Here is a 24,752-nt window from a genome sequence, read left to right as displayed (position 1 = left end):
TCACCCCTTCATCATAGATTTGATTGGCTCAAAGCTTGCTCGATGGTGCAACGTAGGCCCATATGCTGAAAGTGCCTCTAAATGCTGCTTCGTTCCATAGCCTGCATGCTGTTCAAAGCCGTATTGTGGGAACTGTTGTGCAAGCTCCTCCATATATTGATCACGTGCTGTTTTTGCTAAAATAGAGGCTGCTGCTATCGCTAAGCTTTTTGCATCACCTTTTATGATAGACTGCTGTGGAATTTTAATCGGCAATGTCATTGCATCTACTATAACAAAATTAGGTTTGATTTTTAATGTTTCCACACTGGTCGCCATCGATTGCTTCGTCGCCTCGTATATATTAAGTTCATCAATTATTTTTGCACTTTGAAAATGAATGCTGTAGCTAAGTGCGTGCTTCTTCACAAGCGTACACATATACTCTCTCGCTTCCTTAGACAATTGCTTTGAATCATTTAAGCCTAGCAATGCTTGACAGTTTTCAGGTAAGATAACAGCCGCCGTCACAACAGGACCTGCTAATGGTCCGCGCCCTGCCTCATCAACACCTGCTACTAGCTGACCAAACTGTGCATCAAAAGCAATTTTAGCCTCATGCTCTTGCTGTAGCTTTTGCTTTTTGTCCATGCGTTTTAAAAATTGCTGCCATGCCTTTTGTACACCTGTGCGCTCATCTTGCTGGATTTCCTCCATCCAAGCCTCATATTGTGTTGCAGCTTTCAAAGCTGCTGCAATTTCTTTTATCGTTTGCATCTTATATAACCTCATCTCTATTACCTATATCGGCTTGTTTTGCGCCATTTTTATTTCCATTTATCAGAATTCGGCAGAAAATGCCCACTTCTACTGAAAGCATTTGGTGGATGTCAGAGCTTAATTGATAGAGAGTGATAAAATGAAGCTGTATCAATAGTTCATGCTTAAATAAATAGCTGTATAGACATAGCTTGTTAATCTATTGTCCATACAGCTTTATTTTTTTTATTTTGTTAAGGCTTCTTTTTCTAATTCTTCAGCTACAAAATCAAATGTCAGCTTTCCTAAATGCTGACTGCGAATATCACGTACAATAAGCTCTGCTACTTGATCATAGTCAATTTCTCCACCTTGCCCAAAGACACGTCGAAGCTTACCGATATGGTCGAATGTTTCCACTAAGTCATCATGGACAAAAGTTAATTTGTAACGCTCTTCCATTCGTGCTGGGTAGTGTAGTGATAAGAAACGTAAGCCATATACAGCTAAGTCTTCCATATTCGTAATTGTGTCTTTAATCGCACCTGTCAAAGCAAGCTTATAGCCAATTTCTTGGTCCTCGAATTTCGGCCATAAAATGCCTGGTGTATCGAGTAATTCTAATTCTTTTGCAACTTTAATCCATTGCTGTGCCTTCGTAACACCTGGTGTATTGCCTGTTTTTGCGATATTTTTTTTCGCTAAGCGATTAATTAATGTTGATTTCCCTACATTCGGAATGCCGACAATCATTGCACGAATAGCACGGGGTTTCATACCTTTTGCCTTCATACGTGCCCATTTATCTGCTAAAATTGCTTGTGCTGCCTTTGTGACAGCCTGTAGACCTTTGCCTTCAAGTGAATTAATCGCTACTGCTTTCTGCCCTTGCTCTTCAAAATAGTGCAGCCATTTGCGTGTTTCAGCTTCATCTGCCATATCTTGTTTATTTAAAATAAGCAGCCTTGGTTTTTGATGAATGACTTGGTCAATCATCGGGTTGCGTGATGATAGCGGAAGTCTTGCATCCACTAGCTCAAACACGATATCTACAAGCTTTAAATTTTCTGACACTTCTCGGCGTGCCTTCGCCATATGCCCTGGAAACCATTGAATTGTCACAACCAAATCCTCCTATTTAAAAGGGGGCGTCTTTAATTTTTTAGACGCCCCCTTAGCCTATTATTTCACTATCTTTATGTCACTTACTGGCCAAAAGATAAGATTTGTATTTCCGATAATTTCTTTTTGATCTACAAGACCGATATGACGGCTATCTTTGCTAAAGCGACGATTATCACCCATGACAAAAACATAACCTTCTGGAATTACATCTGTTTGTACAATGTCTTGTAGTTTAAAATTACCTGTTAAATTACCATCTACAATTTCTGCTTTATATTGGTCTAAGTAAGGCTCATCAATTGGTTCACCGTTAATATAGAGCTGATCATCCTTATATTCTACATGATCACCTGGCAATCCAATCACGCGTTTTATATAATCTTTTTGCTCTGGTGCATGGAATACAACAATATCAAAACGATCAGGGCTACCGATTTTATAACCTATCTTATTCACAATCATGCGATCGCCATTTTCAAGGGTTGGCATCATCGAATCTCCATCTACAACGATTGGTGTAAATAAAAAATAACGAATGATAGCTGCAACAGCAAATGCGATGAGTAACGCCTTCGCCCATTCAAAGAGCTCATTTTTTTCTTTTTTTGTTTGTTCCAAGCGAATATCCCCCTCGTTCTTTCATTACCATTGTATACGAAATTGTAGCGACAAGCAAAAGAACAACCTACTTCTTAAGACAAAGAAAAAGAGCTTGTCATCACAAGCCCCTTCCTTGAAATAAATATTAGCGACGTTCTTTAATACGAGCTTTTTTACCACGTAATTCACGTAGGTAGTAAAGTTTCGCACGACGTACTTTACCGCGACGAGAAACTTCTAATTTAGCGATTTTTGGTGTGTGTACTGGGAAAGTACGTTCAACACCTACACCGTAAGAAATTTTACGAACTGTGAAAGTTTCGCTAATTCCGCCACCACGACGTTTAATAACTACACCTTCGAATAACTGGATACGCTCACGTGTACCCTCAACAACTTTTACGTGTACCTTTACTGTGTCACCAGGACGGAATGAAGGTAAATCTGAACGAAGTTGTTCTTTTGTGATTTCTGTAATAATGTTTGACATTGTTTTCTCTCCTTGGACAGATGCTCATGCACGCTCATTTTAGGCCACAGCGGAACACCGTAATTCAGTGCTTACATAAAAGCACAGATTGAATATTATCATAAATAAAATAGAGTTGCAAGCTTTTTTACTTTACATTTCATTCTTTAATTTTTCGACTACTTTTTGCTGCTTCGGTGTTAATTCCATAGCATCTAATAAATCAGGACGGCGCAACAATGTGCGCTTTAAAGATTGCTCCTCACGCCATTCATCGATTTTTGCATGATTGCCTGACGTTAATACTTCAGGCACTTTCATTCCTCTAAAATCGGCTGGGCGCGTGTAGTGTGGATGCTCTAATAGGCCTGTTGAAAAGGAGTCCTGTATGTGAGAGTCCTCTTTACCTAACACACCTGGCAACAGACGCACAATGGCATCAATTACCGTCATTGCGGGTAACTCCCCGCCTGTTAGCACAAAATCACCAATCGATATTTCATCCGTTACGAGATGTTCACGTATGCGTTCATCATAGCCTTCATAATGCCCACACAAAAATACAAGCTCTTCTTCCTGTGCTAGCTCCTCCGCCTTTTTTTGCGTGAAGCGCTCACCTTGAGGACACATTAAAATGATGCGAGGCTTGCGTCCTGCTGTAATAGCTTCAACAGCCTGAAACATCGGCTCTGGCTTCAATACCATACCTGCGCCACCGCCATATGGATAGTCGTCTACTTGTTTATGACGATTATCGCTAAAATTGCGAATATCCGATACAGCTAATGTAACAGCCTCTTTTTCCTGTGCCTTTTTCAAAATTGACGCGTTAAACACACCCTCAAACATTTCTGGAAACAGGCTTAACACATGGATATTCATCATAATAAGCCTTCCATTACATGGATTGTAATTTTTTTATTATCTACATCAATTTCTTTGACAACGTCCTCGATATAAGGAATATAATGCATTTTTTTAGCACCCTTTACTTCCCATACATCATTAGCTCCTGTTTGCAAAATATCTGTAATAACGCCAATGCGCTCGCCTTCTTCTGAAAAGACTTCACAATCTTTAATTTCAAAGTAATAATATTCATTTTCTTCAAGTTCATCTTCTGCTAGCTGATCCATCGTCACTTTTAGTAATCCTTCTTTAAACGGTTCCACTAAATTAATATTGTGCATGCCTTCAAATGTTAATAAAATAAAGTTTTTATGGCGACGCATATTTTCGACTGTCACCCAAATTGGGCGCTTATCATCTTTTTTGAAAGCTGCTAGCTTGCTACCTATAGCAAAGCGCGCATCCTCAAAATCCGTCGTTGAAATGACGCGAACTTCACCGCGAATCCCATGCGTATTGACGATACGCCCTACATTAAACCATTCCATTTTTGTACACCTCTTATATCATCATCTTCATTTATCCCGTATTAACAGGCTGTAAGACCCCCACTTCAAAACATCAGATAAAATGGAGAGGTTTAAGTGGGGGATCAACAGCCTGTAAAAACCCGATTGGTGAAACTACCAATCAGTGGGGATGAGGAAACCTCCACTGATTGAAGGTTCACTTTATTATAACAAAAAATAGCTTGTTGAATACGAAAAAACGACTGTCGGAAAAGATAGGGTGCACCCTGCTTTTCTGACAGCCGTCTTTTAATCATCCAATATATCGACGTAAGTCTTTTTCTGACGATGACTGCTCGCCGCTGAATAAACAATTGTTCGAATCGCCTTTGCGACACGACCTTGCTTGCCTATGACTTTTCCTCGATCCTCTGGATGAACAAAAAGCTTATAAACAATTCGATTTGCATTTTCGTCCGTCTCAATACGAACGTCCTCTGGGTAATCGACTAACGGTTTAACGATTGTTTCAATCAGTTGCTGCATATAACGTCACCTCAGATTATTTACTGAATTTTTGGTTATGGAATTTCTCCATAATGCCTTGTTCTGAGAACAAGTTACGAACAGTATCAGATGGTTTTGCGCCATCAGCTAACCATTTAAGAGCTTTCTCTTCATCGATTGCTACTGTAGCTGGTGTTGTAAGTGGGTTGTAAGTACCTACTGTTTCAATTTGACGGCCGTCACGTGGTGAACGAGCGTCAGCTACTACGATACGATAGAAAGGAGATTTTTTAGCTCCCATACGTTTTAAGCGAATTTTAACTGCCATTTTCAAAGCACCTCCGAATAAGTTTCACACAAGATAGTATATTATCAATGATTGTGTTGTTTGTAAAGTGTTTTTTCTTAACACCTAAAAATTTTATTTAAATAATGAGTCTAAGCCAGGTAATTTCATCTTTTTCTTGCCTTTTCCAGAGCTCATACCAGTCATTTGCTTCATCATTTTTTTCATATCTTCAAATTGCTTTAACAAGCGATTGACTTCTTGAATGGACGTCCCTGACCCTTGTGCAATACGCTTTTTACGGCTTGAATTAATAATTTCAGGGTTGGTTTTTTCAGCTGGTGTCATCGAGTAAATAATTGCCTCAATGCGTCCCATTTGCTTCTCATCGACCTTTACATTATCCATACCCTTCATTTTGTTCATACCAGGAATCATTTTCAATAATTCATCAAGCGGCCCCATTTTTTTCAATGCTTGAATTTGCTCAATGAAATCATCAAATGTAAAGCTTTGCGTTAAAAATTTCTCTTCAAGCTCCTTCGCCTTTTCCATATCAACATTTGCCTGTGCTTTTTCAATTAATGATAACACATCACCCATGCCTAAAATACGGCTTGCCATACGCTCTGGATGGAATGACTCTAATGCATCCATCTTTTCACCCATACCGACAAATTTGATTGGCTTTTGTGTGACAGCACGAATTGACAATGCCGCACCACCACGCGTGTCACCATCAAGCTTTGTTAAAACAACGCCAGTAATACCAACAGCCTCATTAAAGCTTTCTGCAACATTGACTGCATCTTGCCCTGTCATGGCATCCACAACTAAAAAGACTTCATCTGGCTCTTTTAATGCGCGAATATCCTTTAATTCCTGCATCAAGGCTTCATCGATATGTAGACGACCTGCTGTATCGATGATCACAACATCCAAATGCTCTTCTTTAGCATGCGCTAATGCTTGACGCGCAATTTCCACAGGGGAAATATCTGTACCTAAAGAAAAGACAGGTAATGCCAGTTGCTTTCCTAATGTTTCAAGCTGTTGTACCGCTGCTGGACGATAAACGTCAGCCGCCACCAACAAAGGCTTACGGTTGTATTTTTTGCGTAAAACGTTGGCGAGCTTCCCTGTCGTTGTCGTTTTACCAGCACCTTGCAAGCCGACCATCATAATAACAGTTGGCGGTCTTGAATTAAATTTAATCGGGCTTTGCTCCCCGCCCATTAACTCTGTTAATTCATCTTGTACGATTTTAATAACTTGCTGACCTGGTGTTAAGCTTTTCATTACTTCTGAGCCAACTGCGCGCTCGCTGACTTTTTTCACAAATTCTTTTACAACTTTTAAGTTAACGTCCGCCTCAATTAATGCCATACGGACTTCGCGCATCATTTCTTTTACGTCTTGCTCCGTTACTTTCCCTTTACCTGTAATCTTTTGAATCGTTCCTTGGAGCCGTTCTGCTAATCCTTCAAATGCCATTCGCTGTTGCCCCCTACTCTACTTCTTTCAGTTGCTCAATAAGTGCTAATTGCTCTTCCAGCGCTGCATCTTGCTGTAGCGCCGCTGTTAGCTGCTCAAGCACTCGTTGACGTTGTTGGAACTTCTCCAACAACTGTAACTTATCCTCATATTCTTCAAGCATCGCTTCTGTGCGACGTATATTATCGTAAACCGCTTGACGTGATACTTCATAGGATTCTGCAATTTCTCCTAATGAATGGTCGTCTAAATAATATAGCTCCATATAGCTGCGCTGTTTATCCGTTAATAATGCTTGATAAAAGTCGAAGAGAAAATTCATGCGTGTCGTTTTTTCCAATAGCATTTTACTCTCTCCATTCATAATTTCTCTCTTGTATCATATGACGTTTCCTATAGTCCGTCAAGGGAAATCCCTTTATATCAGCCAATCTATCGCTACTTTTATTTGAGTTGGACAAATTTAATATTTAATGGGCGAATTTAGCGATTAGTTGGGCAAATCATTACTTTTGAACTAGTAAATTTAATTTTTTCCTTATAAATAATCACAAAAATTGTCGGGCAAAGCTTTGCCCGACAACCTCTTAATCTTCCACTCGTTCTAATTCTTTTTCTAAGCCTTCTGCAAATAGTCCATAAACATAGCGCTCTGCATCGAATGGCTGCAGGTCATCCATTTTCTCTCCTAAGCCGACAAGCTTCACAGGGATATGTAGCTTGTTACGGATAGCTAGAACGATACCACCCTTCGCTGTACCGTCTAGCTTCGTTAAAACGATACCTGTCACATTTGTTGCTTCTTTAAACATTTGCGCCTGAACAAGTGCGTTTTGACCTGTTGTAGCATCAAGTGCTAGTAACACTTCATGTGGTGCATCAGGAATTTCACGTGAAATCACACGATGTACTTTCTCTAATTCATTCATTAAGTTCACTTTGTTTTGTAGACGGCCTGCTGTATCACAAATTAATACATCCGCATTGCGGTTTTTCGCTGCGCGAATTGCATCATACATCACTGCTGCTGGGTCTGAGCCCTCTGCCTGTTTAATCACTTCACAGCCAACGCGATCGCCCCATACTTGTAGTTGGTCAATTGCACCCGCACGGAATGTATCACCTGCTGCTAGCACAACTGTTTTGCCTTCTGATTTTAGGCGATGTGCAAGCTTGCCAATTGTTGTTGTTTTCCCAACGCCGTTTACACCGACAAATAAAATAACTGTTAGCTCACCTTTTGGTTGAATATTAATTGTTGTTAAATTTTCTTCGCCTGCTTCATAAATTTCAACAAGCTTTTCTGAAATAATTGCTTGAATGCCATCTGTATCTTTAATATTTTTGCGCTGTACCTCAAAGCGTAGCTTATCCATCAGTTCCATTACCGTTTCAAAGCCAACATCCGCCTGCAACAGCACATCCTCTAATTCCTCAAAGAAATCTTCATCAACTTTGCGGTAGCGTGCAACTAAATCATTTACTTTAGAAGTAAAGGAGTTGCGCGTTTTTTCAAGACCCGCTTTAAATTTTTGAGTAATCGACCAAGCTGATGGCTTTTGCTCTTCAGCAGGTAATTCTTCTACAATCGCTACTTCTTGTGATTGCTCAATGACTTCCTCTTGCTGTTCTTCAATAATAGGCTCTACTACATCCATTGCAACAGGTTGCTCCTGTTGAATGGCAGTTTCCTCCAATACCTCAGGCTGCTGCTCTTCATCTACTATTTCAAGGTCAGCCTGCTCCTCCGCTTGTTGCTCTAATTGCTGTTGCTCTTCTTCTGTATTGCCCATTAATTTTTCTTTTAATCGTTTAAAAAAACTCATAATTACGCCTCGCTCCTTTGACCTACTAATTCAACTTCTTCCAGTTTCACCGACACAAGCTTAGAAACACCAGATTCTTGCATCGTAATACCATACAATACATCTGCCCCTTCCATCGTACCTTTACGATGTGTGATGACAATGAATTGCGTTTGCTCACTGAATTTTTTTAAATATTGACTATAGCGCATTACATTCGATTCATCAAGCGCTGCTTCTACTTCATCTAAAATACAAAACGGTACTGGACGTGTTTTTAAAATAGCAAATAGTAGTGCAATCGCTGTTAATGCACGTTCTCCGCCAGATAACAGGCTTAAAGTTTGCAGTTTTTTTCCTGGTGGCTGTGCAACAATGTCAATACCTGTTTCAAGTAAATTGTTTTCGTCAAATAATATTAAATCAGCTTGCCCTCCGCCAAATAGCTCACGGAAAACAATTTTAAATTGTGTACGAATCGCTGCAAATGAGCTTGCAAAACGCGTCTTCATTTCTTCATCCATTTCCTTAATCGCTTCCTGCAATGTTTCCTGTGCCTCCACTAAATCATTGCGCTGCTCTGTTAAAAATGAATGACGCTCCTGTACACGTTCATATTCTTCAATTGCTGTTATATTGACTGGTCCAAGCTCTTCAATAGATAGCTTTAATAAGCGAACTGTTCGACGCAACTGTTCAATATCATCAATTGCTATCGCTATTTCTGTCGCCTCTGTATAGCTTAGCTCGTATTGTTCCTCTAATTGCTGCTCTAAAGCTTCTAGCTCATATTGTGTGCGATTGCGTTTCAACTCTAATGTACGCAATGCATCCACAAAGCTTTTATGAATACGTGATAATTCTTGTATATTTTGCTCCAGTGTCGTTGATTGTTGTTGATATGTGGCCCTTGTCTCTCGCTCCACCTGAATAGCATTTGTCACGTTTTGCTTTTGCATTGTCCAATCAACTAATGCTTTTTCAATTTCCTCTACGGTTGGACCTGAACCCTCTTCAGATTGCAGCCAATTTATTTCTTGGGAAATATTTTCACACTGTTGCTGCAATTTTGAGCGTTTTAATGTAATATCCGCAGCGGTTGCTTGTAGCTGTGTAAGCTGTTCACTCGCTACAGCTAACTGTGAACGCTTTTCAGCAGATTGTTCACGTAAAGCATCTTTTTGTGTATCACTATAAACTTTCGCCTCTGTTAACTGTTCTACTTGCTCATTAATCACCGTAAGCTCAGTTGTAATTTGCTTTAGGCGCTCCTGTGCTTGCTGCTGCTGAGTTATCAGCTGGTCTTTGCGTGAAGCAGCTGAGCTATGCTCTGAAGTAGATAATGCAACGGTTTGCTGTAAATTTTTCTCTTGCACTTCAAGTTCAACAATTTTCGTTTTATGCTCCTGCAGTATGCTTTGCAAAGTGTCTTGTGCAAGCTTCAAGCTTATCGCCTGCTCATTTAATGTTGTAGCTTGTGCTTTGAGCTTTGTCACATTTTGTTCAGCTACCACAATATTTTTATCAAGCTCTGCCAATTTTTCAATAAGTGTATCAAGCTCTAGCTTACGAGAAAATACAGATGATTGCTGTTTCATTGCACCACCTGTTAAAGAGCCTCCTGCATTGACAATATCACCATCTAATGTCACAACACGATATTTATAATTGCATAGACGTGCAATTTGACTAGCACCTTGCAAATGCTTCGCTACAATAACGTTACCCAACAAATTTTGGATAATGATTTGATTGGAATGCTCAAACTGTACTAATTCATCCGCAAACGCAATAAAAGCGGGATGCTCCACTGCTTGTGGTAGCTGCTGCGCATATATTTTACGTGACTTCATCACTGTTTTAGGTAAAAATGTCGCGCGTCCTGCTCTACGTTGCTTAAGCCAGCCAATTGCTTGCTGTGCATCCTGCTCATTTTCCGTCACAATATGCTGTGATGCTGCCCCTAAAGCCGTTTCAATTGCAGCCGTATACTGCCCTTCAATCTGTACTAATTCCGCAACAGCGCCAACAATTCCTGTTAATTGGCTGCGTTCACGTGCTAATAAAATTTCTTTAACACCTTGGAAAAAGCCTGAAAAATCAGCTTCAAGCTCAGCTAATGTTTCCTTGCGAGATTTTAATTGCTGCTGATGCTGATATGCTTTATAAAGTAAGGATTGCTTTTCGTCTAGCTGTGTCGTCGTTGTATGAATTTGAGCTTGCAATGCTTCAAGCTGTCTAGCTTGTTCATGATATGTTGTATTTAACTGTGTTAATTGTCCAACTTCACTTCTTTTTAATGCCTGTATTTGCTGAAGCTCTTTTTCTGCTTCTGCAGAGCGACCTGTCATGCGTAAAGCAGTTTCCTGATGCTGTGTTAGCTGCTGATCAAGATGCTTTAATTCATTTTTGACAGTCGCCTCTTCATTCAATAAATCAATATAATGGTTTTTGGCTTGCTCGATATCTGCTTCAATTTCGGCTACCGATTTTGTCAATGATTGCTCTAGCTGTTTAATCATTTGCTTTAGCTGCTGTACTTGCTGCTGCTTTAATGTAAATTGCTCTTTATTTTTCTCTTGCTGTTGCGCAAGCTGTTGTTGCTCTTCTGTCGCCTCTGTTAAAGCAAATTGCAATTGCTGCAAATGCTTCTCCGCATTTTGGCGCTTTTCGTTGACAAGCGCTTTACGCCCTTCCCAGCGTTCAACTTCTGTACTCGCTTCAATTAATTTTTCTTGTGATTGATCTAGCGTTTCATCAATTTGCTTTAATTGTGCACGAATATCCCGTAGCAGTTTTTCTTTTTCAGCAATTTCACCTGCATGCTGCTGCTCCGTTTGTGATAACTTCTCATATTCTATATTCGTTGCTTGCAATGAAGCGTAGCTTGCTGTTAAGTCATGCGCAATTAATGCAATATCTGCATCCTTTAATTCAGCTGTCATACGCAAATAGTCTTTCGCTGCTGAGGCTTGTATTTGCAACGGCTCTAAACGGCTATTTAATTCATGTAAAATATCTAACACGCGATGCAAATTTTCATCTGTTTCAACAAGCTTATATTCTGCCTTCTTTTTGCGTTGCTTGTACTTCAACACACCTGCTGCTTCTTCAAAAATAAGGCGACGGTCTTCGGGACGACTATTTAAAATTTCATCCACTCGTCCTTGCGAAATAATGGAAAATGCTTCTTTTCCTAAACCTGAATCCATAAACAAGTCCGTAATATCCTTCAGGCGACATTGCTGTTTATTTAGCAAATACTCACTCTCACCTGAACGATACACACGTCTCGTTACACTAATTTCTGTGTAAGGGATGGCAATTCGTTCATCTTGATTATCTAAAATTAATGTTACTTCGGCAAAATTTAATGGCTTTCTTGAGTCGCTTCCTGAAAAAATGACATCTTCCATTTTTGCACCACGTAAAGACTTAGCAGATTGCTCTCCTAATACCCAGCGAATTGAATCTATAACATTGCTTTTTCCGCTTCCGTTTGGACCGACAACTGCTGTAACACCTGGTACAAAATCAATGCCTATACGCTCAGCAAAAGATTTAAAGCCGATTACTTCTAGTCGCTTCAGAAACACGTTATGCCTCCTCCTGCTCTAGCTGCTTAAACGCATTCATTGCACTTTGAGCTGCTTGCTGCTCCGCCTCTTTTTTCGACTTTCCACAGCCAATTCCTAGTTCCTGATCATTCAATAGTACTCGAGAAACGAAAGTACGGTTATGGGCTGGTCCTTTTTCATCTACAATTTCATAATGAAGTGGTCCATTATTTGTTTGCTGAACCATTTCTTGAAGCTGGCTTTTAAAATCCATCACATGCGAAAAAGCACCGACTTCTATTTTCGGAAATACGACACGCTCTAAAAATGTGACAACATTGTCTAAACCTTGATCTAAATAAAGTGCACCTACAAATGATTCAAAAACATCTGCTAAAAGTGCAGGGCGCTCACGACCTCCCGTTAGCTCCTCTCCTTTGCCCAATAAGACGAACTGCCCGAATTGTAGCTCGTTGGCAAAAACAACAAGAGAAGGTTCACATACGATAGAGGCACGTAGCTTTGTCAGCTCTCCCTCGCTCATTTGTGGATATTTTTCAAATAAATATTTTGAGACGGAAAGCTCTAATACAGCATCTCCTAAAAATTCTAAGCGTTCGTTGTCCGTGTATAGCTTGCGTCGATGTTCATTCACATAGGATGAATGGGTAAATGCTTGGTACAATAATGCGGTATTTTGAAATGAAATGTTGAGCTCTTGCTGTAAAACTTGGAATTGATTTTTTATTTTCTCTGAAAATGTGCCTGCTTTATGCTGGCTTCCTTTTTTTCTTATCGTCATTCATAATCTGCCTTCCTAGTAGTTTCTACTCTTAAGTGTACAATGGAATAGCTGTTTTTTCAAAGGGGGGCTATAATTATTTTCCTTTCTTTACGAAAAGAAAAAGAGATATGTTTGCCTATGACAAACATATCTCCGTATTCGTTAGTTAACTTTGCTTTCAATATAGCTGATCGCATCACCAACTGTTCCGATTTTTTCCGCATCTTCATCAGAAATTTCCATATCGAACTCATCTTCTAATTCCATAACAAGCTCAACTACGTCTAATGAGTCAGCACCTAAATCATCACGGAAAGAGGCTTCTAATTTTACTTCGCTCTCTTCAACGCCTAAACGATCAACTACTACTTTTGTTACACGCTCTAAAACTGTAGACACATTGGTCACCTCCCCTCAAAGTAAAGTGTAAAATAAGTCTTACATGACCATACCGCCATCTACATGTAGCGTTTGTCCTGTAATATAATTTGCTGCATCTGAAGCGAAAAATACAACCGTTTTCGCAATATCCTCAGGCTGCCCAAGCTTCGCTAAAGGAATTTGTGCAAGCATTGCCTGTTTTAATTCCTCAGATAGCTCATCCGTCATATCTGTTGTAATAAAGCCTGGTGCAATAGCATTCACTAAAATATTGCGGCTTGCTAGCTCCTTCGCTGTCGTTTTCGTCAAGCCGATGACACCAGCTTTTGCTGCAACATAGTTTGCTTGTCCTGCGTTACCAGATACCCCTACGATAGATGAAATATTAATAATGCGTCCACTGCGCTGCTTCATCATTTGACGTGTCACAGCCTTCGTGCATAAAAAGACGCCCTTTAAGTTTGTGTTCATCACATCATCCCATTCGTCTTCCTTCATGCGCATTAATAAATTATCACGCGTAATACCTGCATTATTTACTAATATATCAATTGAGCCGAATGTTTCCAACGCTTTATTCATTAATTGTGCAACAGATTCTGAATCTGCTACGTTTGCCTGTACTGCAATTGCTTCGCCACCAGCTGCTTGAATTTGCTCTACAACTTGCTGTGCACGCGCCTCACTGCCGCTATAATTCACAACTACTTTTGCGCCCTGTTTAGCAAGCTCTAATGCAATAGCTTGACCAATACCACGTGATGCACCTGTTACAACAGCCGTTTTATTTTGTAATGTCATTATGCCCACTCCTTCGCAGCATCTACTAATGCTTGTAATGATTCTTCATCATAGACACAATACACTTGTGCTGTGCGGTCGATTTTTTTCACTAAGCCTGATAAGACTTTACCTGGTCCACATTCCACAAAAATAGTAACACCTTGCTCTAATAGTGTACGCACATTTTGCTCCCATAGAACAGGGCTCACGACTTGCTCAACCATTTCACGACGAATTGCTACCGCATCTGTCAGTAGTGTAGAAGTAACATTGCTGACAACAGGAATTGTTGGTGGCTGCACATTTAATTGTTCAACAGTTTCTGCTAATTTATCTGCTGCTGGTTGCATTAGGCTTGAATGGAAAGGTCCGCTTACAACTAATGGAATCGCACGTTTTGCGCCTGCTTCCTTCGCTGCTACACATGCTTTTTCAACGCCCTCTTTTGTACCAGAAATGACGATTTGCCCTGGACAGTTTAAATTTGCTAGTTGTACGGCGTCACCTTGTGCTGAAACCGTATCACAAACTGCTTTTAAAGGCTCTGCATCTAATCCTAAAATCGCTGCCATTGCTCCTTGCCCTGCTGGTACTGCCTCGTCCATATAAAGGCCGCGCTTATGCACTATCGCTACCGCCTCGTCAAATGTTAACACACCAGAGGCAACAAATGCACTATATTCCCCTAATGAGTGGCCTGCTGTAAAATCTGGGCGAATTCCTGCCTCGATAATTTTATTAGCAACCATTACACCTGTTGTCAGTAATGCAGGCTGTGCATGATATGTTAATGTTAGCTCCTCTTGCGGGCCGCTTAACATTAAATTTGATAGAGAAAAGCCTAACACTTCGTCTGCACGTTCATACAAGGCTTTGCTTGCTGTTGTTGTTTCGACAAATTGTGCGCCCATTCCTACTTGCTGTGAGCCTTGTCCAGGAAAAATAAAAGCGATTTTCGTCATTAGTCGTTCTCCTTTACTTGTTGCTGTTTTGCAATTGCTTCTTTAATCGTTGCACAAACATCATGCTCTACCATCATATGCGCTTGTTTAATGGCGCTATAAATCGCCTTTGCATTCGATGAACCATGTGCTTTAATAACAGGTGCCTGCAAGCCGAAAAGCGCTGCACCACCATATTCCGTATAATCCATTTTATCTTTTAACGATTTTAAATCATTTTTCACAAGCATTGCCGCAAATTTTGATTTTGTCGTTGCCATTAATGCACCTTTTAGCATCGAAAAAATTGTACCCGCCGTGCCTTCTAATGATTTTAATACCATATTGCCTGTAAAGCCATCCGTTACAACAACGTCAGCGACACCATTTAATAGCTCTCGCGCCTCAACATTGCCTTCAAAGCGAAGCTCTGTTTCTTTTAATAGAGTAAATGCGGCTTTTGTTAATTCATTGCCCTTATTATCTTCCGTTCCGATATTTAGTAGCCCAACGCGTGGTGCTTTTTGTGCACGTACTTTTTTGACATAAATATCACCCATAATGGCATATTGCTGTAAATGCTCTGGCTTTGCCTCTGCATTCGCTCCTAAATCAAGCATTAAAAAGCCTTGTCCATCAACTGTTGGCAATGTTGTTGCTAAAGCTGGTCGAGCAACACCTTCAATGCGTCCTACCTTGTATAAACCGCCAGCCATTAAAGCACCTGTATTTCCTGCTGATAAACAAGCATCTGCCTCATTTGCCACAACAGCATCCAAAATCTTTGCCATGGAAGAGTCCTTTTTACGACGTACAGCGCGTGCTGGATCATCGTCTCCACCTACCACTTCTGAGCAATCAATCACTGTCAAACGCGGATGCTCCTTTAAATAGGGAGCCATTTTTTCCTGCTGACCGTATAATTGAATTTCAATTGTCGGGAAATCATCTAAAGCTAATAATACCCCTTCAATAATCGATTGCGGTGCGTGATCGCCACCCATACCATCTACTGCTAATCTCATGTTGCTTCACCTACACCTTTCGTACGGTACATTTCAAATTCACCTATAAATACTACCTCATTATCTACTGTTGATTGCACATCAACATATGTACGATTTTTTATTTTATCCTCAGCACGAACTGTTGCCTTTGTAACAACGCGATCACCTGCTTTTACAGGCTTAACAAACACAACGCTCGACTTAACCGTCAAAGCCAGTTCATCATTAATAACTGCAACAGCTAATGAGTTTGCCTGTGCAAACAAATGATGTCCACGCGCAATCCCATTACGCTGAAAGACATGCTCCTCCCTAACATCAAAAATGGAAAGAGCACGCTTATCTAATTCAATATCTATAATTTCACCAATTACTTCGTCTAAAGGTAAAGATTTCACTTCGTTTTCATAGTTTTTTGCTGCGACATCTTTAATGCGCTCACGCAGCTCTGGAATCGCCAGCTCCATGCGATCTAAGCGGATTGTTTGTACACTAACACTAAATTTAGCAGCTAACTGGTCATCTGTGACGAATGGGTTATCTGCGATTGTTTCTATTAGTAATTGTTGGCGTTCTTTTTTCGTTCTTTTCATCGTCACTTGTCACCTACTTTTTAGTATTAGAACTTGGTACTAATACCAGTATACATTTTCAAAAATAAGAACGCAACCATTTTTAATCAATGCGCTCCCCTTGCAATACACCAGATGCTTCAAGGCGATGACGAAGCGGTGCATATGCCTCTTCCTCCCAAAACGACTCACTATGCACAAGACGCTCCGCATCCCGCCTTGCTACATCTAGCGCACGATAATCATGTACAAGATCCGCCATTTTAAATTCAGGTAGGCCGCTTTGCTTTTTACCAAAGAAATCACCAGGACCACGTAACTCTAAATCTTTTTCTGCTAATTTAAAGCCATCATTCGTTTCCGTCATGGAGCGCATACGCTCCTGTCCTTCATCGGATTTAGGGTCCGCAATTAAAACACAGTACGATTGGTGCTCACCACGTCCAACTCGTCCACGTAGCTGATGGAGCTGCGCTAGACCAAAGCGCTCCGCATCATAGATCGTCATAAATGTTGCATTCGGTACATTCACCCCAACCTCTACAACAGTCGTTGACACGAGCACATGTACCTCACCGTTACTGAATGCACGCATAATTTCATCTTTTTCGGTCGGATGCAGACGTCCATGCATGAGGCCGACTGTAAAGCTCCCTGCAAAATATGCTGTTAAATGATTATAGGCATCTACCGCATTTTGTACATCTAGCTTGTCAGATTCCTCAATCAATGGACAAATGACATATGCTTGTCTTCCCTTGGCAAGCTCTGTCTGCATTTTAGAAAGCACGGCACCAAGCTGCTCCTCCTTCATCCAGTGCGTTTCGATTTCCTTACGCCCCGCTGGTAGCTCGTCAATAATGGATACATCCATTTCACCAAATGCGGTAATGGCTAACGTTCTAGGGATTGGTGTCGCTGTCATAAAGAGCACATCTGGATGCTCTCCTTTATCACGCAAAATGCGGCGCTGTTCTACGCCAAAGCGATGTTGCTCATCCGTAATAACAAAGCCAAGCTTATGGAATGTCACATCGGGCTGTATTAATGCATGTGTACCAATTAAAATATCAATCTCTCCCGCAGCTAATTGCTCCAATAAAAGGCGACGCTCTTTCGTTTTTGTTGAACCTGATAAAATCGCAACACGCACACCAATTGGCTCAAACCAGCCCTTCAGTGACTCCACATGTTGCTCTGCTAAAATTTCAGTTGGCGCCATCAATGCTCCTTGATAGCCTGCTGTGACTGCTGCATATAAGCCGATTGCCGCAACGACCGTTTTCCCTGAACCAACATCTCCCTGTAGAAGGCGATTCATCCGCTGTGGCAATTTCAAGTCTTTACATATTTCATTAACGACACGCTTTTGCGCAGCTGTTAGCTCATATGGCAATGTTTGAATAAAGGCACGCAGTTTGTCAATATCATAAGCAATTTCAAGCCCTTGCTCCGCCTCCTTACGACTTTTACGCAATGCTTGAATGCGCAATTGAAATTCAAGCAGCTCCTCGTAAACAAAGCGGCGACGAGCTTGCTTTGCATGCGTGGCATCCTTTGGAAAATGCACGCCCTCTAACGCTTCTTGAATATCAACTAGCTGATAGTCTAAACGTAATTGTGGTGGTAAAATATCCTCTACATCCCCCACTATATCAAGTGCCTGTCGCATATATTTACGGAAGCGCTTTTGTTGAATTAAGCCTCGCAAGCTATAAACTGGCTCAAAATCTATTTGCTCCGTTTTTGGTCCAAATGTGACGGAGGAGCCAACGATTACTTGACGCCCTCGATCCCATTTTCCTGTTACTGTAACAAGCGTGCCTGGCAATAGCCGTTGTCGCAAATAGCCTTGATTGAAAAATACCGCTTTTACTAAATGTCGCCCTGCACGCACAGCTACCGTTAAACGCTGTTTATTTTTCCCTAAAAAAATGACGGAGGGTATCGATTCAACCGTTGCCTCAATTGTAACGCGCTCATTATGTGGCGTTTCAGCTAAATCCTTCAATCGAAAATCCTCATGCCGATAAGGAAATGTCCAAATTAAATCGCCAATTGTTTCAATATGTAATGATTGTAGATGCTCTGCTGTTTCCTTGCCGATTCCCTTCAATGTCGTTACAGGTTCTGTACAGCTTGTCATATTATATCCCTCCTTTTACATGTGTCGTTGTTATTCATCGTACATTGAATATTTTGATAGCTGCGCATTTGTACTCGTTCTACAAGCTGTATTACTTTATAAAAAGTCCATACGATTGCGAATTTCAATAATATTCCCAAAGCCTTTAAATCGGCAAATATTATGTAATAGTCTTGTACAGAAATTTTCTCCCAAAAAATCTTATCCAATAAACACTGTTTCGTCTGGAAAAAGGTTCACCTCTAACATACAATCTTCTATGCTATAGCATTCGCATCCACTAAATTGTCAAGCCCATGTTTCATCAATCAAATCTACAAAAATAGTATATAAATGCTTGCCATAGCTATTCAGAATTTCAAAACGGACACCTTTCATACGTGTTCATCTTCTCTTCATGTATAATTATTATATTACATTGATAAAGGAGGAGATTCCAATGAACGACACTTTCCAACGAATTGCAGCAACCTTTTGGGGTATTGAGATGGCATCGTGCGACGTAATCCGTGATAGCGCTAAAAAGCTCGCTGTCATTACCGCAACGGATGGCAAGCGCTATATGTTAAAAGGCGAGCTGTATAATAGCGATAAGATGCAGCATATCTGCGCCTTTGCAAATAAGCTTTCTGCAATTTTGCCTGTCACCACTTATTTAAAAATAGGTGATAGTGGCTATACAGTAACAGAGCAAAATATTGTCTATACGCTTGAACATATGGTTTCAGGTATCGCTATTAACTGTTTGACAAATATACATATTGAAGAAATCGGCACTGCATTAGGCAAAATGCATCTTTTCTCACTGGAACATACCATTTTATTAAATCAAGCAACTTCTTGGGCGATGTTTGGTGGCAATGTGAGCGATGCACTTGGTGATTATGATGAAAACGAGCTAAGCTTTCGTGATTTTGCAACCGCATTTGCACAAGAGCCACATATGCAGGACATCGCTTCGCTTTATACAGGGTATCGTAAGCAATTAGAAGACGTGTGGAGAGAGCTACCAATAGCGGCAACACAAGGCGATTTTTGCTATTACAATATGCTTTTTGATGAGCAACAACAAATTAGTGGTATTTTCGATTTTAATTTAGCAGGTGATGAAGTTTTACTAAATGAATGTGTAGCAGTAGGTGTTTACTTATGCTGGCATGTAGATTATCAAGGCGAGCTGTCTTCTACGCAACGATTTCAGCAATTTATGCAAGCATATGAAAAGCAAAGAACTTTGAATGTATTGGAGAAAAAGATGTTTCCTGCGTTATTCGCTATTATTCGTGCGTTCCGCTATGACCGTGTAGAGAATGGAATTAAAAATAGTGAAGCAAAAGGGGCATTTTTGAATGAGACATTGGAGATTTTGCGTAATTGCTAGTAAAAAAATAAAGCTCTCGAGAAATTGGACTACTATCCACATTTCTCGAAAGCTTTTTTACTGCCCTTGTACAACTGCACCACCAAAGATTTTGGCAGCTAATGCCTTACCTGTTGGCGTTGCAGCTAGTCCACCACGTGCCGTTTCTTTTAAGTCTGGATTCATTGATTCACCAATGCGATACATAGCACCGATAACCTCATCGCAAGGAATGCGGCTCGTTACTCCTGCTAACGCCATATCTGCTGCAACAATCGCATTTGCTGCGCCCATCGCATTACGTTTCACACATGGCACTTCTACTAAGCCTGCAACAGGGTCACAAACAAGCCCTAGCATATTTTTCAATGTAATCGCAAAGCCTTCTGCACATTGCTGTGGCGTGCCCCCAGCCATTTCCACAATAGCCGCCGCCGCCATACCAGCCGCTGAGCCGACTTCTGCTTGACATCCACCTGCCGCACCAGAAATTGATGCATTGTTCGCTACAACGAAACCAAATGCACCTGATGTGAATAAGAAGTTAATCATTTGCTCACGTGTCGGGTTCAATTTATGCTGAATCGCAAACAACGTCCCTGGTACAACGCCTGCTGAGCCTGCTGTTGGTGTTGCACAAATTGTGCCCATCGCTGCATTTACTTCGTTTGTTGCCACTGCTTTACTAACAGCATCCAACAATAAATCGCCAGCTAGCGACTTGCCTGAAGCAATATATTTTTGCAATAATACTGCATCGCCACCTGTTAAGCCAGTAACAGAATGTACACCTTTGATGCCGCGCTCTACCGCTTCCTCCATTACTGTTAAATTACGATCCATTTGCGCCATAATATCCTCACGCGAACGTCCCGTCATTTGTATTTCCTGCTCAATCATAATTTCAGAAATGAGCTTTCCTTCTTGCTCTGCACGCTCTACTAATTCTCGTACATTTTGAAATAATACGTCCATTATGCTCACTCCTTAGTTGTTAATTTTCGATACTTTCGTAATATGTGGTATATAGGAAATTTGCTGTAACACACGTTCCTCTATATTTTGATCAACTTCAATAACCATTAATGCTGTTAACCCACGCTCAATACGCGACACTTCCATATGTCCAATATTGACATCGTGCATCGCCAAACAATTTGCTACATTCGCAATACAGCCTGCACGGTCATCATGCACAACTAAAATCGCTGGCATTCCACCTGTTAAGCGAAGTTTGAAACCGTTTACTTCACTAATTTCAATTTTCCCTCCACCAATTGAAACACCTTCGACGCTCATTTCACCTTCATCATCACCCATGACGATACGTGTTGTATTTGGATGCTCCTTATGCGCCTCTTCTGGAATAAACTCGAAAGATAAGCCTGCTTTTTCAGCATCCTCAAATGCTGTTTTAATGCGCTCATCATACGTATCATAATCTAATAAGCCGCCTACAATCGCCACATCTGTGCCATGTCCGCGATACGTTTCTGCAAACGAGCCATATAAATGAATTTTTGCCCACTTCGGCTGACGACCAAATAAATCACGCGCTACACGTCCAATTCTTGCCGCACCTGCTGTATGTGAAGATGAAGGTCCAATCATTACAGGACCAATAATATCAAAAACGGAAGTAAACTTCATACCCGTTCCTCCTAAAAAAATCTCTTATTTACTATTTAGTGTATCAGAATTGTCGCTTGGACACAAAATTTACTTATATAAAAAGCTGCATAGAAAGTGGCATATTTATCCTATCTTTCATGCAGCTCTTTATATTTTAGAGGTATTGCCCTTTAATGTAGCAATATTCTTATGAAAATTTCAAGTAAAATGGTTATTTTCCACTTGTCTACTGTCTATCAAATTTTAAAAAACGATTTACTCATAAATACCATTCTCCAAATTTTGAATAAATTCAGGTGAAGCTAAATGAAGCGATAGCCATAAATTCTGATTAGCGTCATATTTTATTGTCAGCATTTGCAAAGTGTCTTTCACATACAAATGCGTCGTACCATCTTCATTAATAAATTTATCCCCACTATATGAATTTAAAAGTGCCTCCAAAGCATCTTTATCTACATAATTCATCGTGATTGATACTACTCGACCTTCACTTAATTGGAAAGTAAGATTCAAATCTTTATATGTTAATATTGATGCATCTTTTAATTTTTCCCCATATACTTCGGGAGTATTATCTTCTATATAATTTTCTCCTAATTTTTCTATAACTTGTGATTTTAAATCAAAAATTGTTATATCATAAAGATAATATTGATCATTTTTCATTTGAAAGAATGTTTCAGAATTATGAGATTGAAATGACATTTCTTGCAACAAAAATAGTCCTGTACCAATAAATAAAAAGATTGTTATAATTGCGGGAATTAAATAAATTTTTTTCTTATGCTGTTTTTTTTCAAATTGGAGCATACGTTCCCTCATTACTGGTGTAGGTAACTGTTCAAAAAGCACATTAAAACTATTTTTTATCAAATCATTCATCACGAAACACCTCCGTCTTATTTTTCAGCTGATTTCTAGCCCTTATTAACCTCGTTTTAATTGTATTGACTGACAATTGTAATAAATTAGCTATTTCATTGACATCATAATCATGATAATAATAAAGAAATATAACTTCTCTATACTTCGGCTTTAGTGTTAAAATAATCTTAGCTAATTCGGCATTGTCATTAGCTAAAATAACGACATCTTCGGCGGATTTACCAAAGCGGAAGAGATTTGTAATCACATCACTTACGACAATATGGCGATATGACCAGCTTCGTAGCATATCATGACTACGATTAATTGTCATTTTAATTAAATAAGTTTTGTAATTCGCTTCACCTCGAAACTGTTCTTGCCGTTCAAATGCTTTCAAAAACACATCCTGTACAATATCTTCAGCAAGCTGTTCATTTTTCACATAGGTATAGGCAACGCGAAACAATACATCCACATACTCTGTTGCTAACTGATTAAAGTTCATTAAGTTCTCCTTTCCCATTATTCTTCTCTATTTATTAGACGGATGTCAAACATTTCAAGGTTCAAAATAATAAAAAACAAAAAATCTATAATTCAATTTTTTATGTAATGTAAAAAGAGTACATTCTAGATGACAAGTCATAACAAGAACATACTCTATATACAAAAATAATTATAATCACAAAATACCTTTTATGATACTTCTATTCAAAAATTTGATATGGATCTGGGTACCCAATTTCAATTCTTTCTTCTGGTGTCATATTCTTAATTTCATTATAAGTGAACCAATTTTCTCCTTCTACATCCAAATTACTAGATGTATCCTCAAAATTTATAACATTATAAAATAATGGTTGAGGACCACCACCATAATCATTTAAAAATGACAAAGGGTTTGTTGCACTGCTTGAACTGCAAGTCGAAGTTGAACAATATCTAGTTTCAAAATGAAGATGGACACCATACGAACCATTAGCTCCCGGATTCCCTGAATTTCCCATTTCACCAATTTTAGTACCTCTACTTACAATTTGACCAGGAGAAACTGCTATATTAGATTTTAAATGTGCATATCTTGTTTGCACATCTGAAGAAGAAATACGATAACTTCCTGTATGGTTAATAAAAATTACCCAGCCATATCCCCCAACTGACGAGTGATAGTATGCACTTTGCACAACTCCACTTTGCGCTGCCATAACTTTATCTCCAGAGACACCTGCAGTTTTTCCTCCAATATCTATTCCATAATGAAACGCTGTTACACCATTAATAGTACGCATACCATAATCTGAAGTAATTCTTTGCGATTCTGTTGGCCATGACATTAAAGGAGCTGCTGAAGCTTTATTAAAATTAAAAAATGAAACAGATATAAGTAGTATTACAGCAATAAAAATAGATTTTCTTTTCATATTAGTGACCTCCGATTTATATTTTTTTACCTTTGATGATAGACTATTTTTTATATACTAATTTGCTTTTAAAGATATGATTTGAATATCTTATTGACCTCCCGTCCCAATAAACCACACTTCTAAAATTGATATCAATACATCTAGCATTCCCATCACCTCCTAAAACTATAAAACTAACAGTATAATAGCAATATTGTAATATTTTATATTAAAATATTCCTATTATAATATTTTATGAGGTGATAATTTTATATGAAGAACTACGGATTAGTTGTAAAAGATATTCGTAACGGAAAGGGATATACTCAAAAATATGTTATTAAAAACCATTTAACTCAAGGGGGATTTCCAAAATTTGAGAATGGTTTATCTGATATCAGTTTAAGAAATATGGAGTTTATACTTAATCAGCTAGATGTAACTTTTGAAGAATTTTTTTTTATAACGCATGATTATCATTACAGAAAAAAAAATGATTTGTTACAACAATTTATTAATCTAACTTACAATGATAAATTAAGTTTAAAAAAAATACCACTAGCGTCGCATTAAAATAATTCAACGCATCGTATTAAACTGAATTTTCTGTAATATAATCCAAGCATAAAAAAATCCTTTATACTGGTTGAGCGGTAGGTAACCATCCAAATCCAATACAAAGGACCATAAGCATGGATAAGTTTACACGAAAAACATCATTTGAACAATGGTTTACACCGATTTCTTCAACGAAATTAGAAGAATTAGTGGAAACCCATCATTTAAATACCTATACAAAGAAGCTACACATCACTTCATTCTTGAAATTACTCGTATTTGCACAACTCAACGAAATCGAAAGTTTACGTGCTGTCAGTGAGACATTGTTTTCAGACGACCTTCAAAAAGCAACGGATTTAGAATCGATTAGCTT

The 24,752-nt window shown here is 39.3% G+C and carries 27 protein-coding genes; 3 read left to right on the top strand and 24 right to left on the bottom strand.

Translation table 11 applies throughout. From position 1 onward, the window contains the following. The 19 genes from M3Z76_RS05005 to recG form a co-directional block, all read right to left on the bottom strand. The gene (locus M3Z76_RS05005; protein WP_293921354.1) at positions 1–756 is read right to left on the bottom strand and encodes a ribonuclease HII; all 756 of its coding nucleotides are present in this window, start codon (positions 754–756) and stop codon (positions 1–3) included. A gap of 228 nt (positions 757–984) precedes the next feature. Next, complete coding sequence (gene ylqF / locus M3Z76_RS05000) at positions 985–1,860, bottom strand: ribosome biogenesis GTPase YlqF (RefSeq protein WP_293921355.1); 876 nt, start codon at positions 1,858–1,860, stop codon at positions 985–987. A gap of 60 nt (positions 1,861–1,920) precedes the next feature. Further along, positions 1,921–2,481, bottom strand: a complete 561-nt coding sequence (lepB, locus tag M3Z76_RS04995; RefSeq protein WP_293921356.1) for a signal peptidase I — start codon at positions 2,479–2,481, stop codon at positions 1,921–1,923. 127 nt (positions 2,482–2,608) lie between these two features. Next, positions 2,609–2,953: a 50S ribosomal protein L19 gene (gene rplS / locus M3Z76_RS04990; RefSeq protein WP_293921357.1), complete on the bottom strand. Its 345-nt coding sequence runs from the start codon at positions 2,951–2,953 to the stop codon at positions 2,609–2,611. A gap of 132 nt (positions 2,954–3,085) precedes the next feature. Continuing rightward, positions 3,086–3,814, bottom strand: coding sequence for a tRNA (guanosine(37)-N1)-methyltransferase TrmD (gene trmD / locus M3Z76_RS04985; RefSeq protein ID WP_293921388.1), 729 nt, complete (start codon positions 3,812–3,814; stop codon positions 3,086–3,088). Beyond that, positions 3,814–4,329, bottom strand: coding sequence for a ribosome maturation factor RimM (gene rimM, locus M3Z76_RS04980; RefSeq protein WP_293921358.1), 516 nt, complete (start codon positions 4,327–4,329; stop codon positions 3,814–3,816). The genes trmD and rimM overlap by 1 nt, the downstream gene beginning before the upstream one ends. A 270-nt stretch (positions 4,330–4,599) precedes the next feature. Next, complete coding sequence (locus M3Z76_RS04975; protein WP_293921359.1) at positions 4,600–4,836, bottom strand: KH domain-containing protein; 237 nt, start codon at positions 4,834–4,836, stop codon at positions 4,600–4,602. Positions 4,837–4,852: 16 nt separating this feature from the next. Further along, complete coding sequence (gene rpsP / locus M3Z76_RS04970; RefSeq protein WP_042471867.1) at positions 4,853–5,125, bottom strand: 30S ribosomal protein S16; 273 nt, start codon at positions 5,123–5,125, stop codon at positions 4,853–4,855. Positions 5,126–5,218: 93 nt separating this feature from the next. Then, complete coding sequence (gene ffh, locus M3Z76_RS04965) at positions 5,219–6,577, bottom strand: signal recognition particle protein (protein WP_293921360.1); 1,359 nt, start codon at positions 6,575–6,577, stop codon at positions 5,219–5,221. A gap of 13 nt (positions 6,578–6,590) precedes the next feature. After that, positions 6,591–6,923 carry a putative DNA-binding protein gene (locus M3Z76_RS04960; RefSeq protein ID WP_293921361.1) on the bottom strand — a complete coding sequence of 111 codons (333 nt, stop codon included), beginning with the start codon at positions 6,921–6,923 and terminating at the stop codon, positions 6,591–6,593. Positions 6,924–7,164: 241 nt separating this feature from the next. Further along, positions 7,165–8,403, bottom strand: a complete 1,239-nt coding sequence (gene ftsY, locus M3Z76_RS04955; RefSeq protein WP_293921362.1) for a signal recognition particle-docking protein FtsY — start codon at positions 8,401–8,403, stop codon at positions 7,165–7,167. Between the two features lie 2 nt (positions 8,404–8,405). Beyond that, positions 8,406–11,978, bottom strand: a complete 3,573-nt coding sequence (smc, locus tag M3Z76_RS04950; protein WP_293921364.1) for a chromosome segregation protein SMC — start codon at positions 11,976–11,978, stop codon at positions 8,406–8,408. 1 nt (position 11,979) lies between these two features. Then, a complete protein-coding gene (rnc, locus tag M3Z76_RS04945) occupies positions 11,980–12,741 on the bottom strand; it encodes a ribonuclease III (protein ID WP_293921365.1) in 762 nt (253 codons plus the stop codon). Positions 12,742–12,885: 144 nt separating this feature from the next. Further along, positions 12,886–13,122 (bottom strand): acyl carrier protein, encoded by a 237-nt coding sequence (gene acpP / locus M3Z76_RS04940; RefSeq protein WP_107837916.1) that lies wholly within the window; start codon positions 13,120–13,122, stop codon positions 12,886–12,888. Positions 13,123–13,161: 39 nt separating this feature from the next. Continuing rightward, entirely contained in the window at positions 13,162–13,905 is a 744-nt protein-coding gene (fabG, locus tag M3Z76_RS04935) for a 3-oxoacyl-[acyl-carrier-protein] reductase (RefSeq protein WP_293921367.1), read from the bottom strand. Further along, positions 13,905–14,849: an ACP S-malonyltransferase gene (gene fabD, locus M3Z76_RS04930; RefSeq protein WP_293921368.1), complete on the bottom strand. Its 945-nt coding sequence runs from the start codon at positions 14,847–14,849 to the stop codon at positions 13,905–13,907. The genes fabG and fabD overlap by 1 nt, the downstream gene beginning before the upstream one ends. Next, entirely contained in the window at positions 14,849–15,853 is a 1,005-nt protein-coding gene (gene plsX, locus M3Z76_RS04925) for a phosphate acyltransferase PlsX (RefSeq protein WP_293921369.1), read from the bottom strand. The genes fabD and plsX overlap by 1 nt, the downstream gene beginning before the upstream one ends. Continuing rightward, positions 15,850–16,428, bottom strand: coding sequence for a transcription factor FapR (gene fapR / locus M3Z76_RS04920; protein ID WP_293921370.1), 579 nt, complete (start codon positions 16,426–16,428; stop codon positions 15,850–15,852). The genes plsX and fapR overlap by 4 nt, the downstream gene beginning before the upstream one ends. 82 nt (positions 16,429–16,510) lie before the next feature. After that, positions 16,511–18,553: an ATP-dependent DNA helicase RecG gene (gene recG, locus M3Z76_RS04915; protein ID WP_293921371.1), complete on the bottom strand. Its 2,043-nt coding sequence runs from the start codon at positions 18,551–18,553 to the stop codon at positions 16,511–16,513. A 439-nt stretch (positions 18,554–18,992) separates the two neighbouring features. Between recG and M3Z76_RS04910 the strand changes: the two genes are divergently transcribed. Then, the gene (locus M3Z76_RS04910; RefSeq protein ID WP_293921372.1) at positions 18,993–19,934 is read left to right on the top strand and encodes a phosphotransferase enzyme family protein; all 942 of its coding nucleotides are present in this window, start codon (positions 18,993–18,995) and stop codon (positions 19,932–19,934) included. Positions 19,935–19,991: 57 nt separating this feature from the next. Here M3Z76_RS04910 and sdaAA read toward each other — a convergent pair whose 3' ends face one another. The 5 genes from sdaAA to M3Z76_RS04885 form a co-directional block, all read right to left on the bottom strand. Next, positions 19,992–20,888 carry an L-serine ammonia-lyase, iron-sulfur-dependent, subunit alpha gene (gene sdaAA / locus M3Z76_RS04905; RefSeq protein ID WP_293921373.1) on the bottom strand — a complete coding sequence of 299 codons (897 nt, stop codon included), beginning with the start codon at positions 20,886–20,888 and terminating at the stop codon, positions 19,992–19,994. Positions 20,889–20,900: 12 nt separating this feature from the next. After that, positions 20,901–21,563 (bottom strand): L-serine ammonia-lyase, iron-sulfur-dependent subunit beta, encoded by a 663-nt coding sequence (gene sdaAB / locus M3Z76_RS04900; protein ID WP_293921374.1) that lies wholly within the window; start codon positions 21,561–21,563, stop codon positions 20,901–20,903. A 237-nt stretch (positions 21,564–21,800) separates the two neighbouring features. Continuing rightward, positions 21,801–22,430 (bottom strand): hypothetical protein, encoded by a 630-nt coding sequence (locus M3Z76_RS04895; protein WP_293921375.1) that lies wholly within the window; start codon positions 22,428–22,430, stop codon positions 21,801–21,803. Next, complete coding sequence (locus M3Z76_RS04890) at positions 22,423–22,920, bottom strand: sigma-70 family RNA polymerase sigma factor (protein WP_107837928.1); 498 nt, start codon at positions 22,918–22,920, stop codon at positions 22,423–22,425. The genes M3Z76_RS04895 and M3Z76_RS04890 overlap by 8 nt, the downstream gene beginning before the upstream one ends. A 202-nt stretch (positions 22,921–23,122) precedes the next feature. Further along, entirely contained in the window at positions 23,123–23,836 is a 714-nt protein-coding gene (locus tag M3Z76_RS04885) for a M23 family metallopeptidase (RefSeq protein WP_293921376.1), read from the bottom strand. Between the two features lie 255 nt (positions 23,837–24,091). On the opposite strand from M3Z76_RS04885, the gene M3Z76_RS04880 reads away from it, so the two are divergent. Together M3Z76_RS04880 and M3Z76_RS04875 are read left to right on the top strand one after the other, a co-directional pair. Beyond that, positions 24,092–24,391, top strand: coding sequence for a helix-turn-helix domain-containing protein (locus M3Z76_RS04880; RefSeq protein ID WP_293921377.1), 300 nt, complete (start codon positions 24,092–24,094; stop codon positions 24,389–24,391). Between the two features lie 119 nt (positions 24,392–24,510). Further along, positions 24,511–24,752, top strand: a 242-nt coding sequence (locus M3Z76_RS04875) for a DUF4372 domain-containing protein (protein WP_295655767.1), incomplete at its 3' end; no start/stop codon positions are given.

The sequence above is a fragment of the Metasolibacillus sp. genome (genome assembly GCF_025291715.1).
Classification (GTDB): Bacteria; Bacillota; Bacilli; order Bacillales_A; family Planococcaceae; genus Metasolibacillus; species Metasolibacillus louembei.
This window is presented reverse-complemented; position numbering and strand designations above follow the sequence as displayed.